The organism is Melghirimyces profundicolus, assembly GCF_003054245.1.
Lineage (GTDB): Bacteria > Bacillota > Bacilli > Thermoactinomycetales > DSM-45169 > Melghirimyces > Melghirimyces profundicolus.
In genome coordinates, this window is sequence record NZ_QBKR01000015.1 from 1 (window position 1) to 13276 (window position 13276).

The window sequence follows — 13276 nt, forward strand, 5'->3', positions numbered from 1 at the left end:
AGCACAAGTCTCGCCTGGGTCGCTTGTGCTCCCCGGTCTCGCTATGCACTCACAGAGCACAAGTCTCGCCTGGGTCGCTTGTGCTCCCCGGTCTCACTATGCTGTCCTGCAGGGATGGTTGCACGGTCCGCTCCGAATCTTCCTGCTGCGGGCAGGGGCAAACGCCTGCGGATGCAACCCAGAGAAGCTTTTGCCCCTGAACGCCCTTGCAGGCTGATTCTCCGCTGGGCAGGACAGCAAAGTCGCTATTTCGGGTAAACGCTTCCCTTCTTCTGAGCCTAACCATAAATCACAACGCTTCCAGCCGGTTCCGAACGGGGGCTTTGACCATGTGGCCCACGTTTTCCGAGGGGGTGTTGCTCCCCCGCTTTTCATTGAATTCCGTCTTGAAGATCGAAGCCAGTTCCGGGGAATTACGTTCCACGGAGTTCTGCGTGTTTCTGTCCAGGACCCGGTTGGCATCGGAGCCGTAGAGACCCGTTGTGGCAAAGTTCCGGCTCCCCGTCCGGACAATCACGAGAAAGTTGTTGTGCATCTGGTTGTCTCCCCCCTCCGGCACGGGGGGATTTTCTTGTTTTCAGGTTTAAGCAAGGAAAGTGAAAAAGGTTGGGGAAGGTATGGATTACGGGGAAGCGGGATAAAGTCTCTTTAATATAAAAGGAAATCACGGATGTCCCGTTGTCTGACCTTAAGGGAAGTTGATTCCCGTCGGAGGGATCTGGTATGTTACAATAGCTACTCGAGGCTTTTTCCTCCGACAGGAAGGATTTGGTTGCCGAAATGTGGAAGGGAACAGCGTTCCTGCAATAGAGGGGAGGACGAGAGATGGCCGACTCGCTCGTCATCGTCGAATCGCCCGCCAAAGCGAAAACCATCGGCAAATATCTTGGAAAGAAATACATCGTCAAAGCGTCGATGGGACATGTGCGGGATCTGCCCAAGAGTCAGTTGGGTGTGGATACCGAAAACCAATTCAAACCGAAATATATCACCATCCGGGGAAAGGGCGACGTATTGAAAGAGCTCCGGAATGCCCGTAAAAAAGTGAAGCGCGTCTATCTTGCTGCGGACCCCGACCGGGAAGGGGAGGCCATTGCCTACCACTTGGCCCACAGCCTCAACCTGGAACTTGACGAAGAATGTCGGGTGGTTTTCAATGAAATCACCAAAGAGGCAGTGAAAGACGCCTTCAAACATCCGCGAAAGATCAACATGGACCTGGTTCAGGCCCAACAGGCCCGCCGCATTCTCGACCGACTGGTGGGCTACGGAATCAGTCCGGTGCTCTGGAAAAAAGTCAAGAAGGGGCTTTCCGCCGGCCGTGTACAATCGGTGGCCGTGAAGTTGATCATCGACCGGGAAAACGAAATCCGCAATTTTAAGCCCGAGGAATACTGGACGGTGACAGCCGTTTTGGAGGCCGGGGAAGAAACCTTCGAAGCGAAATTCCACGGCTACGGGAAAAAGAAAACGGATCTCAAAAACAAACAGGACGTGGATCAACTGTTGCAGGCGATCAAAGGTAAACGTTTCACCGTGGAAGAGGTGAAGAAGAGTGAGCGCCGTCGAAATCCCGCCCCGCCCTTCATCACCAGTTCCCTGCAGCAGGAAGCGGCCCGGAAACTCAATTTCCGCGCCGGAAAAACCATGGCGATCGCCCAGCAGCTTTATGAAGGGGTGGATCTGGGCAAAAAGGAAGGATCCGTCGGTTTGATCACATACATGCGCACGGATTCCACAAGGATCGCGGAGACGGCCCGGCTTGAGGCCCGGGATTACATCCAATCCGAGTACGGGTCGTCCTACTTGCCCCGAAACCCCCGCGTCCATAAGAAGCAATCGGGGGCCCAGGACGCTCACGAGGCGATCCGGCCCACCTCCACCTTGCGGACGCCGGCCAAAATCAAACCCCACCTCTCCCGGGACCAGTATCGGTTGTACAAATTGATCTGGGAACGGTTTGTCGCAAGCCAGATGGCCCCGGCAGTCCTGGACGCCATCTCGGCGGACATCCGGGTGGGGGACGCAATATTTCGGGCCACCGGTTCCAAGGTGAAATTCCCCGGCTTCATGAAACTTTACATTGAAGGGAACGACGACGGGAAAAAGGAGGAGAATAAGTTCCTCCCCACTCTGAAAGAGGGACAAAAACTGAAAAAAAAGTCCCTCGATCCGAAACAGCATTTCACCCAGCCCCCGCCCCGCTACACCGAGGCGCGTCTGGTCAAAACCCTGGAAGAGAAGGGGATCGGCCGACCCAGCACCTATGCGCCCACCTTGGACACGATCCAGAAACGAGGGTACGTGACGCTGGAGGATCGCCGGTTGGTTCCGTCGGAGTTGGGAGAAATCGTGATTTCCCTGATGGAGGAGTTTTTTCCGGAGATCCTGAACGTGGAATTCACGGTCAACATGGAGGAAGAACTGGATCGTATCGAGGAAGGGAAAGTCGATTGGGTCCAAATTTTGGAACGCTTCTACGAAAAATTCCACAAACGCCTGGAAGTGGCCGAGGAAGAAATGAGAGAAGTGGAGATCCAGGATGAAGTTTCCGATGAAGCCTGCGAAAAATGCGGCCGTCCCATGGTATATAAATTCGGCCGCTACGGGAAGTTCCTCGCCTGTTCCGGATTTCCGGACTGCCGCAACACCAAACCGATCCTGAAATCCACCGGGGTGACCTGTCCCAAGTGCAAAAAAGGGGACATCGTGGAGCGGAAAAGCAAAAAGCGCCGGACTTTCTACGGGTGTGACCGATATCCCGAATGCGACTTTGTGTCCTGGGACAAACCGATCCCCCGCCCTTGCCCGAGGTGCAGCGGGTTGAGGGTGGAGAAGCGGCGGAAAAAAGGGACTCTCCTTCAATGCACGGAATGTGAGTACCAGGAAGAGAAAAACTGAAGGGAGGTATCCGTTATGACAACACAATCGGTAACCGTAATCGGAGCGGGGCTGGCGGGGAGTGAAGCGGCGTGGCAGCTGGCCCGCCGCGGAGTCCCGGTGCGTCTGGTGGAGATGCGGCCCAAGAAACGGACTCCCGCCCACGTGACGAAAAACTTCGCCGAGCTGGTTTGCAGCAACTCCCTCCGCTCCAATGACCTGACCAACGCGGTCGGAGTGCTGAAGGAAGAGATGAGACGGCTTGATTCGGTGATCATCGAATGCGCCGACACCCATTCGGTTCCCGCTGGCGGCGCGCTGGCCGTGGACCGGGACCGTTTTTCCTCCTGCGTGACGGAAAAACTCTCCAGTCACAAGAATGTGGAGATTGTAAGGGAGGAAGTCCGGGAGATTCCGAAAGGGCTGACGATCATCGCCACCGGCCCGTTGACTTCGGATTCTCTGTCGGCGGAAATCCGAAAGCTGACGGGAGAAGAGCACCTCTATTTCTACGATGCGGCCGCTCCCATCGTGGAGAGGGAAAGCATCGACATGGAAAAGGCCTTTGTCGCTTCCAGGTACAATAAGGGTGAGGCGGCTTACATCAATTGCCCCATGAACGAAGAGGAGTTCCGCCGGTTCTATGAAGCCCTGATCTCGGCGGAAGTCACTCCCCTGAAGGAATTCGAAAAAGAAATCTACTTCGAAGGATGCATGCCGATCGAAGTGATGGCCAAACGGGGGGAGAAAACCGTTCTCTACGGTCCGATGAAACCGGTCGGCCTCATCGATCCGAGAACGGGGGAACAACCCTTTGCCGTGGTTCAGTTGCGCCAGGACAACAGCACGGGTACTCTCTACAACTTGGTGGGCTTCCAGACCCACCTGAAGTGGGGTGAACAGAAGCGCATCATCCGGATGATCCCCGGCCTCGAAAATGCGGAGATCGTCCGTTTCGGTGTCATGCACCGAAATACCTTCATCAATTCCCCCCGCGTGTTAAAACCGACTTACCAGTTCCATGAACGGGAGGATCTCTTCTTTGCCGGCCAGATGACGGGAGTGGAGGGCTATGTGGAGTCCGCGGCGGCGGGGCTGATCGCCGGAATCAATGCCGCCCGGATCGCCCTGGGAAAAGAACCCGTCGTTTTTCCGGCGGAGACGGCGATGGGGAGCCTTGCCCACTACATCACCACTGCCAACCCCGATCATTTCCAGCCGATGAACGCCAATTTCGGGCTCTTCCCCCCGCTTCCGAAACGAGTCAAACCCAAAAAAGAACGGAACCGGAAGATGGCCGAACGAGCTCTTCGGACGATGGAGGCATTCAAAGAACAGCAGGGACTGAAGGGGGGAGAACAGACTCAGACCGGGTCCCTGTGAGGATCCGGTTTTTCCTTCCGATAATGTTCAGAATATTAAAACCCGAGCCTTCTTTCGCCTTGCGGCGGCCAAACCCTGTGTGGTACGATAGGATGGAGTTTGAAACTGGGAACCTTTGACACTTTTTCGAAGGATTAAATGAGCATTACCCACGGAGAGAGTATAGCGGCGTATCCGCTGTTTTTTTCGTCCCGGACACAGGTTTTGGGAAGACAAGGAGGAAACCCGATTGAACAGCATGCACGCGACGACGATTTTCGCCATTCGGCACAGAGGTGCAGGTGCCATCGCCGGTGACGGTCAGGTGACCCTGGGAAACCAGATGGTGATGAAACACCGGGCGAAAAAGGTCCGTCGGCTGTACCGCGGGCAGGTGGTGGCCGGCTTCGCCGGATCGGTGGCAGATGCCGTCACCCTTTTTGAGAAGTTTGAGAGCAAGCTGGAAGAGTACCATGGCAACCTGCCGAGAGCGGCGGTGGAACTGGCGAAGGAATGGCGTGCTGACAAGGTGTTGCGACGGCTGGAAGCGATGTTGGTGGTGATGGACAAGGAGCATCTGCTGTTGGTTTCCGGCACCGGGGAAGTGATCGAACCCGACGACGGGATGATGGCGATCGGTTCCGGGGGCAGTTACGCCCTGTCCGCCGGACGGGCGCTCCAGCGGTATTCCCCGGACCTGTCCGCCCGTGAAATCGCGGAAGCGGCTCTGACCGTCGCTTCCGAAATCTGCGTGTTCACCAACGACCAAATTGTCGTGGAGGAGGTATGACGGGTGGTCAATGATCCCGAACGTCTGCAACGATGGACACCGCGCCAGATCGTGGCGGAGCTGGATAAATACATCGTGGGGCAGAACGCGGCAAAAAGGGCGGTGGCCATCGCACTGAGAAACCGGTACCGGCGGACGTTGCTGCCGGAAGAGCTGCGTGACGAAGTGGTCCCGAAAAATATTTTGATGATCGGGCCCACCGGGGTGGGAAAGACGGAAATCGCACGCCGGTTGGCCAAACTGTCCGGTGCTCCCTTCGTCAAGGTGGAAGCCACCAAATTCACGGAAGTCGGCTATGTCGGCCGGGATGTGGAATCGATGGTGCGGGACCTGGTGGAAACGGCCATCCGCATCGTGAAAGCGGAAAAGCTGGACGAAGTGAAAGAGAAAGCGGAAGAGTTGGCCGATGAAAAAATCGTTTCTCTGCTGGTGCCTTCCAAACGGGAGGGCAATCAGTTCAAGAACCCGCTGGAGATGTTTTTCAACACCGGGAAAGATGGCCGCGGAGCGGACCAGGAGGAAGAGGAACGGGCGCACGAGGTGGAGCAGAATCGGCGCAAAGTTCGCTTTCAGTTGAAAAGCGGTGAACTGGAAGATAAAGTGATCGAGATCGAAGTGGAAGACCAGCTCCCGATGATGGATATGTTCGCCGGTTCCGGTGTGGAACAGATGGGCATCAACATGCAGGAGATGCTCGGGCAATTCATGCCCAAAAAAACGAAAAAGCGCCGGCTTCCCGTCCGGGAAGCCCGCAAAGTACTGGTCCAGGAGGAAGGGCAGAAGCTCATCGACATGGATCAGGTTCAGCAGGAATCCCTGAAACGGGTGGAGCAGACGGGGATGATCTTTATCGATGAAGTGGATAAGATCGCGGGCAAGGACCGGCAGGGAGGTCCCGATGTTTCCCGGGAAGGGGTGCAGCGGGACATCCTGCCCATTGTGGAAGGATCCACCGTGATGACCAAATACGGTCCGGTCAAGACGGACCACATCCTGTTCATCGCTGCCGGAGCCTTCCACACCGCCAAACCTTCGGATATGATACCGGAGTTGCAGGGGCGTTTTCCGATCCGGGTCGAACTGACCGATCTGACCGCCGAGGACTTCGTGAGGATCCTGACCGAACCCAAAGGGGCATTGTTGAAGCAATACACCGCTTTGCTGCAGACGGAAGGGATCCGCGTGAATTTCACGGAAGAGGCGATCCGGGAAATCGCCGCTCTCGCAGCGGATGTCAACAAAGGCACGGAAAACATCGGGGCACGCCGGCTGCACACCATGCTGGAGCGGCTCTTGGAGGAACTTTCCTTCGAGGCGCCGGACATCACCCTGGAAGAAGTTCAGATAACGCCTGAATATGTCCGTGAGCGTTTGGGCGATATTGTGGAAAACAGGGATCTCAGCCAATACATTTTGTAAGGGGTGTTCATCAAGGAAATGGATCTTTTGAGCAAAGCGCGGGAGATCAACAGTCTCCTGCAGAAAACCGGGGGACAAGCCGTCAGTTTCAAAGAGATGGCCGAGGTTCTCGGGGAGATTATCATGGCCAACATTTACGTGGTCAGCCGCCGCGGAAAGATTCTCGGATACGGGGTGGCCCAGGAAAATGACACCGACGAGCTGTATCAGGGTGTCCTCCGGGAAGGGCGCCTGCCCGAAGAATACAATGAACTCCTGAAATCGGTCCGTGAGACTTCCGCCAATCTGGATGAGACCAGTGAATACAGTTTCACGGTCTCCGGTGGTCACGAGCATCGTTACACCACCATTGTTCCGATTATCGGAGGCGGGGACCGATTGGGGACCCTGCTTTTGACCCGTTTCGATCAACCCTTTGTGGAAGACGATCTGGTGCTGGCCGAGTACGGCGCCACCGTGGTGGGCATGGAAATTCTGCAGATGAAAGCGGAGCAAGCGGAGGAGGAGGCCCGCAACCGGGCGATGGTCCAGCTGGCCGTCGATTCCCTCTCCTACAGCGAATTGGAAGCGGTGGAGCATATTTTTGAGGAGCTGGACGGTATGGAAGGAATCCTGGTCGCCAGTAAAGTGGCTGACCGGGCCGGCATCACCCGTTCCGTCATTGTCAACGCACTCCGGAAACTGGAGAGCGCGGGAGTGATCGACTCCCGTTCCTTGGGGATGAAAGGGACTCACATCAAAGTCCTGAACGAAAAACTGATTCCGGCTCTGGAAAAACTGAAACGGTCCTGAACCTTTTCAAGCAGTTCTTGCGGCGGCAGAGGAGATTATGGTATATTATTTAGCGGTGTGAATACACACGCCGGGGGATGCGTCCGGTCGGTGCCGCAAGGTCCCGGTCGCAGCAGAAACCGGCGGAGGCAAAACCAAAAGGAGGAATAGGCATGGCTGTTGTTTCCATGAAGCAACTTCTCGAAGCAGGGGTCCACTTCGGTCACCAAACCCGTCGTTGGAATCCCAAGATGGAAAAGTACATCTTCACTGAACGAAACGGGATCTACATTATCGACCTGCAAAAGACGGTCAAGATGATGGAAGACGCGTACAACTACGTGCGCGATCTGGCCTCCAAAGGCGGAAAGATCCTGTTTGTGGGAACCAAAAAACAAGCGCAGGACGCCGTGCGGGAAGAAGCCGAGCGTTCCGGCATGTTCTATGTCAACCACCGTTGGCTCGGCGGCACGCTGACCAACTTCCAGACGATCCGTCGCCGGATCAACCGGTTGCATCAGCTGGAAGCGATGGAAGAGGACGGCACTTTCGACGTGCTTCCGAAGAAAGAGGTCGTCATGCTGAACAAGGAAAAAGCCCGTCTTGAGAAGTTCCTCGGCGGAATCAAGCATATGAAGGACCTTCCCGATGCCGTCTTCATCATCGACCCTCGCAAAGAGCGCATCGCCGTGGCGGAAGCCCGCAAGCTGGGGATCCCGATCATCGCGATTGTGGATACCAACTGTGATCCCGACGAGATCGACCACATCATCCCCGGTAACGACGACGCCATCCGTGCGGTTCGTCTCTTCACTTCGAAAATAGCCGATGCCGTCCTGGAAGGGAAACAGGGAGAACAGACGACGACAGCGTCCTGACGTCAGGAAAGTAAACGGGGTGGCCACGGGATGCGTGACCACCCTTTTTATACGAAATTTTGATCAAGCGATGGGAGGAATCGAGCATGGCGATTACTGCGGCTCAAGTAAAAGAGTTGCGTGAAAAAACCGGCGCCGGCATGATGGATTGCAAAAAGGTGCTTCAGGAAGCCGGCGGTGACATGGAAAAAGCGATGGAGTTGCTCCGTGAAAAAGGTTTGGCCAAAGCCGAAAAGAAAGCGGACCGGGTGGCCGCCGAAGGCATGGTGGAATCCTACATACACGCCGGCGGACGGATCGGTGTGCTCGTGGAAGTCAACTGCGAAACCGATTTTGTCGCCAAAACCGATGATTTCCGCGAGTTTGTCCGGGATGTGGCGATGCAGATTGCCGCGATGAACCCCCGTTACATCCGTCGTGAAGAGGTGCCGGAGGAGGAAGTGAACAAAGAACGGGAAATCCTGAAAACCCAGGCCCTCCAGGAAGGGAAACCCGAGCATATCGTCGATAAAATGGTGGAGGGTCGCCTCGGCAAGTTTTATGAGCGGATCTGCCTCCTGGAGCAGCCCTTTATTAAAGACGGGGATAAAAAAGTGGATGAATTGGTGAAAGAAAAAATCGCCAAGATCGGAGAAAACATCTCCATCCGCCGGTTTGCCCGCTTTGAGCTGGGTGAAGGTCTGGAAAAGCGGGAAGACGATTTCGTCTCCGAAGTGATGTCCCAGGTGAAGAAATAAGGAGCCTGGGTTCATGGGAACACGGTGTGTTCCCTTTTTTTACACGGGAAGGGAAGAGAAAGGATCCAGCCATCCCGTGTCGAATTGCTTGACTGGGAAACGGGGGTTTTTGAGGATGGCAGGTACGAGGTATAAGCGCGTCGTACTGAAATTGAGCGGGGAAGCACTGGCGGGGGAGCAGGGTTACGGGATCGACCCCAACGTCATTCATTCCATTGCCAAGCAACTGAAGGAAGTCGTGGAACTGGGTGTTCAAGCGGCCATCGTGGTCGGCGGCGGTAACATTTGGCGGGGGATGGCCGGCAGAGCGAAAGGGATGGACCGGGCCACCGCCGATTACATGGGAATGCTGGCCACGGTAATGAACTCCCTCGCTCTGCAAGACGCCTTGGAAAAAGTGGGCGTTCCGACGCGGGTGCAAACTTCCATTGAAATGAGACAGGTGGCGGAACCCTATATTCGGCGCCGTGCGATCCGCCATTTGGAGAAAGGCCGTGTGGTCATCTTCGCTTCCGGTACGGGCAACCCCTATTTTTCCACCGACACCACCGCGGCGCTCCGGGCCGCCGAAATCGAGGCGGAAGTCATCCTGATGGCGAAAAACAAGGTGGACGGGGTTTATTCCGCCGATCCCTGTCGGGATCCCGAAGCGGTGAAATACGATTCCCTGACCTATATGGACGTGCTCAACCAGGGTCTCGGTGTGATGGATTCGACGGCCTCCTCGCTCTGCATGGACAACGATATTCCGCTGATTGTGTTCAACATCGATGGTCAGGGGAATATTCGCCGCGTGATCATGGGAGAACAAATCGGTACCATTGTAAGGGGGAATTCATGATGCTTTCGGAAATCAAACAGGATGCCCAAAAGCGGATGGAAAAAGCGATCCAAGCCTTGAAAAGAGATCTCGCCACCCTGCGGGCCGGCCGTGCCACCCCTTCGCTTCTCGACAAAGTGACGGTGGAGTACTATGGCAGTGAAATGCCGCTCAATCAGGTGGCCAACATCTCTGCACCGGAACCGCGCCTCTTGGTCATTCAGCCCTGGGACAAGTCCACCCTGGGTGATATTGAGCGGGCCATTCTCAAGTCGGAACTGGGGTTGACTCCGAACAACGACGGAAATGTGATCCGTATCAGCATTCCGGCACTGACCGAAGACCGCCGGGCCGAACTGGTGAAGGTGGTCAAAAAGACCGGGGAGGAATCGAAGGTGGCGATCCGCAACATCCGCCGGGACGCCAACGATGAAGTGAAGAAGCTGGAAAAGAATGGCGACCTTTCCGAAGACGAAGCGAGACGGGGTCAGGAAGAAATCCAAAAAATGACGGACCGTTTCATCAAAGAGACGGATCGACACGTGGAAGCCAAAGAAAGTGAAATCATGGAAGTATGACAGGGCGATCCCCCTTCGAGGGGGATCTGTTTTATACCGATGCATCGATGAGGATTTCCGGTAGAAAACAGCGAGAAATTATTGCATACTAGAAATGCGTGCACATGAGAGGACAGGTTGCGGCAGACCACGGTTTTTCCGCCCAGAGCCGGCGGCTGCCTGAATTCCCGCATGAAACCCCGGCACTGCCATGAAACGTCGCAATGTATGTAAAGGAACTGCGGAGGAATGAGGAATGATTCGAGCACTGAAAAAATGGCTGATCGGATATAAAGAAGAGGCCCGGCAAACGGAGGAGGGCCGGGAGCGGATCGCATCCCTCCAGAAAGCCCCCCTCCCCCGGCATGTGGCGATCATCATGGATGGAAACGGCCGTTGGGCCAAAAAGCGCGGCTTGCCCCGTGTAGCCGGTCACCGGGCCGGCATGAAGACGGTTCGCCGCATCACCCGGGCAGCGGATGATCTGGGAATCGAAGCACTGACCCTGTATTCGTTTTCCACGGAAAACTGGAAGCGTCCCAAAGATGAGGTCAATTATCTGATGGGATTGCCGGAAGAATTTCTCCGCACCGACCTGGACGAATTGGTGTCGCGGAACATCCGTGTCCGCATGCTCGGCGAAGAAGAAGGTCTTCCCGAACATACGCTGGATGCGATCCGCAAGTTTAAAGAGGCGACGAAGGAGAATACGGGGATGATTCTCAGCTTTGCGTTGAACTACGGATCCCGGGCGGAAATCATCCATGCCATTGAACGGATTATAGATGATATGAAATCGGGTAAGCTGAGTAAAGACGTTCTGGACGAATCCTTGATCGGACAATACTTGTACACGGCGGATCTGCCGGACCCCGATCTGATGATCCGAACCAGCGGCGAGGTCCGCATCAGCAATTTTATGTTGTGGCAGCTCGCTTACAGCGAACTATGGTTTACCGATGTTCAGTGGCCCGACTTTTCCAAAGAGATGTTCTATCAGGCGATCGAAGATTTTCAGCGCCGTTCCCGTCGTTACGGAGCAGTCTGAAGAAATCGGGTGAGATTGGATGAAAAAGCGAATGATCACGGGGGTGTTGGGTGGAGCGGGTTTTATGACTCTTCTCTGGGTGGGCGACTGGGCGTATACCGGGATGGTGGCGGTTCTGGCCACCGTGGGATATTTTGAATTCTGCCGGATGAAGCGGATTCCCGTCTGGAAGGTCCAGACCTGGGTGGGTCTCGTTCTGGTATGGTGTCTGTTGCTGACGGGCATGGTCAAGCAGGGGGTGTTTCCACCTGGTTGGCCCTTGGAAGAGCCTGACAGCGTCCTGGTGGGGTTGGTGACCTTGCTTCTGTTAATGGTGGCGAGCCGCAACCGGATTCATGTGGACGAAATCGCATATCTGTTTTTGGGGTCTTTATACATAGGGTACGGTTTTTCTTATATGATCCAGACCCGGTTGATCACCGATGGCTTGGCATGGTCCTTTTTGGCTGTGGCGGTCACATTTGCAAATGACACCGGGGCTTATTTCCTGGGCCGGCGTTGGGGAAAGCGAAAATTGTGGCCTTCCGTCAGTCCCAACAAAACCTGGGAAGGTTCTTTGGGAGGCGTTTTTCTTTCCCTTGTGATCAGTGGGATGATCGCGTTCTTTTTTCCGGAGCTGGGCAACCTCTCCGCCGTTTTGGGGATCGGACTCTTGGTCAGTGTGGCGGGCCAGTTCGGGGATCTGGTGGAGTCTGCGATCAAACGGACCACAGGGGTGAAGGATTCGGGGGCTCTGCTTCCGGGGCACGGAGGGGTGTTGGACCGGTTTGACAGCCTTCTGCTGGTGTTTCCTGTCCTCCATCTGTCCCAGCTTATCTGAGGAGTGAATGTGGATGAAACAACGAATCGCCATCCTGGGTTCCACCGGTTCCATCGGAACGAATACACTGGAAGTCATCCGTCAACACCCGGAAGAATTTGAGATCGTCGCTTTCGCCGCGGGCAACAACGTGGAGGAGATGCTCCGGCAGGTGGAGGAGTTCGGACCGTCGGTTGTCTCCATGTCTTCCCGGGAAGCGGCGAAGGAAGTGGAGTTGCGCGCCTCCCGGCCGGTCCGGGTGGTTTGGGGGGAGGAAGGGTTGGAGGAGGTGGCTTCCCATCCCGATGCCACTTACCTCGTTTCCGCCATGGTCGGGAGCCGGGGTCTCAAGCCCACCCTGGCGGGAATCCGGGCGGGGAAAACCGTGGGATTGGCCAACAAAGAAACCTTGGTCATGGGCGGTTCCATCGTCATGAAAGAGGCGAAAAAACACGGGGTGGACATCCTGCCCATCGACAGTGAACATTCGGCGATTTTCCAGTGCCTTCACGGGGAGAACACCGGCCGGGTTCGCCGCATCATCCTGACGGCCTCCGGAGGCGCGTTTCGGGACTGGTCGCGGGAGAAGATGAAGTCGGCCACCCGGGAGGAAGCGCTGAACCACCCCAACTGGTCGATGGGGGCCAAAATTACCGTCGATTCGGCTTCCCTGATGAACAAGGGGCTGGAAGTGATCGAAGCCCGCTGGCTGTTTGATCTTCCCTATGACCGGATTGACATCGTCATTCACCCGGAAAGCATCGTCCACTCCATGGTGGAGTTTGTGGACGGGGCGGTTCTGGCTGAACTGGGTTCGCCGGACATGAAGGTGCCGATCCTGTATGCTCTGAGCTATCCGGATCGTCTCCCCCTGAAAACGGAGGCGTTGGACTTGACGAAAATGGGCACTCTCCATTTCCGCGAACCGGACTTCGACCGGTTCCCCTGTCTGAAGCTGGCCTTTGAGGCGGGGCGCGCGGGCGGCACGGCTCCGACGGTGCTGAACGCCGCCAATGAGGTTGCGGTGGAGTACTTCCTGAAAGGAGACTTGCCTTTTCTCGCCATCGAGGAGATCAACGGGGAAGTTCTCTCCCGGCACATTCCGGTGGCAGATCCCGGGTTGGAAGACCTTTTTGAAGCCGACCGGTGGGCAAGGGAGACGGCCCGGCTCCGGCTGAAATCATTAAGCCCAACCCGTGACCAATGAAGGCGGTG

13 protein-coding genes are annotated in these 13276 nt (G+C 55.9%); 12 read left to right on the forward strand and 1 reads right to left on the reverse strand.

Annotated features, from left to right (window positions below; all coding sequences use genetic code 11):
- Window positions 1–289 precede the first annotated feature (289 nt).
- On the reverse strand, window positions 290–535 hold the full coding sequence (locus C8P63_RS11200) for a phospholipase D-like domain-containing protein (protein ID WP_108024186.1): 246 nt from the start codon (window positions 533–535) through the stop codon (window positions 290–292).
- A 290-nt stretch (window positions 536–825) separates the two neighbouring features.
- Between C8P63_RS11200 and topA the strand changes: the two genes are divergently transcribed.
- From topA to C8P63_RS11260, 12 genes are all read left to right on the forward strand, one after another.
- On the forward strand, window positions 826–2901 hold the full coding sequence (gene topA, locus C8P63_RS11205; RefSeq protein ID WP_108024188.1) for a type I DNA topoisomerase: 2076 nt from the start codon (window positions 826–828) through the stop codon (window positions 2899–2901).
- Window positions 2902–2916: 15 nt separating this feature from the next.
- The gene (gene trmFO / locus C8P63_RS11210; protein WP_108024190.1) at window positions 2917–4263 is read left to right on the forward strand and encodes an FADH(2)-oxidizing methylenetetrahydrofolate--tRNA-(uracil(54)-C(5))-methyltransferase TrmFO; all 1347 of its coding nucleotides are present in this window, start codon (window positions 2917–2919) and stop codon (window positions 4261–4263) included.
- Between the two features lie 229 nt (window positions 4264–4492).
- A complete protein-coding gene (gene hslV / locus C8P63_RS11215; RefSeq protein ID WP_108024192.1) occupies window positions 4493–5032 on the forward strand; it encodes an ATP-dependent protease subunit HslV in 540 nt (179 codons plus the stop codon).
- A gap of 3 nt (window positions 5033–5035) precedes the next feature.
- Window positions 5036–6451, forward strand: a complete 1416-nt coding sequence (hslU, locus tag C8P63_RS11220) for an ATP-dependent protease ATPase subunit HslU (protein ID WP_281258710.1) — start codon at window positions 5036–5038, stop codon at window positions 6449–6451.
- An 18-nt stretch (window positions 6452–6469) separates the two neighbouring features.
- Window positions 6470–7243 (forward strand): GTP-sensing pleiotropic transcriptional regulator CodY, encoded by a 774-nt coding sequence (codY, locus tag C8P63_RS11225; RefSeq protein WP_108024194.1) that lies wholly within the window; start codon window positions 6470–6472, stop codon window positions 7241–7243.
- A 152-nt stretch (window positions 7244–7395) separates the two neighbouring features.
- A complete protein-coding gene (gene rpsB, locus C8P63_RS11230; RefSeq protein ID WP_108024196.1) occupies window positions 7396–8100 on the forward strand; it encodes a 30S ribosomal protein S2 in 705 nt (234 codons plus the stop codon).
- An 86-nt stretch (window positions 8101–8186) separates the two neighbouring features.
- Window positions 8187–8837, forward strand: coding sequence for a translation elongation factor Ts (gene tsf / locus C8P63_RS11235; RefSeq protein WP_108024198.1), 651 nt, complete (start codon window positions 8187–8189; stop codon window positions 8835–8837).
- Window positions 8838–8952: 115 nt separating this feature from the next.
- A complete protein-coding gene (gene pyrH, locus C8P63_RS11240) occupies window positions 8953–9678 on the forward strand; it encodes a UMP kinase (protein WP_108024347.1) in 726 nt (241 codons plus the stop codon).
- Complete coding sequence (gene frr, locus C8P63_RS11245) at window positions 9678–10235, forward strand: ribosome recycling factor (protein ID WP_108024200.1); 558 nt, start codon at window positions 9678–9680, stop codon at window positions 10233–10235. Before pyrH ends, frr begins: the two co-directional genes overlap by 1 nt.
- 235 nt (window positions 10236–10470) lie before the next feature.
- Window positions 10471–11262 (forward strand): undecaprenyl pyrophosphate synthase, encoded by a 792-nt coding sequence (locus C8P63_RS11250; RefSeq protein WP_108024202.1) that lies wholly within the window; start codon window positions 10471–10473, stop codon window positions 11260–11262.
- Between the two features lie 19 nt (window positions 11263–11281).
- Window positions 11282–12082 carry a phosphatidate cytidylyltransferase gene (locus C8P63_RS11255; RefSeq protein WP_108024204.1) on the forward strand — a complete coding sequence of 267 codons (801 nt, stop codon included), beginning with the start codon at window positions 11282–11284 and terminating at the stop codon, window positions 12080–12082.
- Between the two features lie 13 nt (window positions 12083–12095).
- Entirely contained in the window at window positions 12096–13268 is a 1173-nt protein-coding gene (locus C8P63_RS11260; protein WP_108024207.1) for a 1-deoxy-D-xylulose-5-phosphate reductoisomerase, read from the forward strand.
- Window positions 13269–13276: the final 8 nt, after the last annotated feature.

Excerpts from the sequence above, each read along its gene's own strand:
- C8P63_RS11200 (WP_108024186.1), bottom strand. The coding sequence starts at position 535 with ATGCACAACAACTTTCTCGTGATTGTCCGGACGGGGAGCCGGAACTTT.
- topA (WP_108024188.1), top strand. The coding sequence starts at position 826 with ATGGCCGACTCGCTCGTCATCGTCGAATCGCCCGCCAAAGCGAAAACC.
- trmFO (WP_108024190.1), top strand. The coding sequence starts at position 2,917 with ATGACAACACAATCGGTAACCGTAATCGGAGCGGGGCTGGCGGGGAGT.
- codY (WP_108024194.1), top strand. The coding sequence starts at position 6,470 with ATGGATCTTTTGAGCAAAGCGCGGGAGATCAACAGTCTCCTGCAGAAA.
- rpsB (WP_108024196.1), top strand. The coding sequence starts at position 7,396 with ATGGCTGTTGTTTCCATGAAGCAACTTCTCGAAGCAGGGGTCCACTTC.
- tsf (WP_108024198.1), top strand. The coding sequence starts at position 8,187 with ATGGCGATTACTGCGGCTCAAGTAAAAGAGTTGCGTGAAAAAACCGGC.
- pyrH (WP_108024347.1), top strand. The coding sequence starts at position 8,953 with ATGGCAGGTACGAGGTATAAGCGCGTCGTACTGAAATTGAGCGGGGAA.
- frr (WP_108024200.1), top strand. The coding sequence starts at position 9,678 with ATGCTTTCGGAAATCAAACAGGATGCCCAAAAGCGGATGGAAAAAGCG.
- C8P63_RS11250 (WP_108024202.1), top strand. The coding sequence starts at position 10,471 with ATGATTCGAGCACTGAAAAAATGGCTGATCGGATATAAAGAAGAGGCC.
- C8P63_RS11255 (WP_108024204.1), top strand. The coding sequence starts at position 11,282 with ATGAAAAAGCGAATGATCACGGGGGTGTTGGGTGGAGCGGGTTTTATG.
- C8P63_RS11260 (WP_108024207.1), top strand. The coding sequence starts at position 12,096 with ATGAAACAACGAATCGCCATCCTGGGTTCCACCGGTTCCATCGGAACG.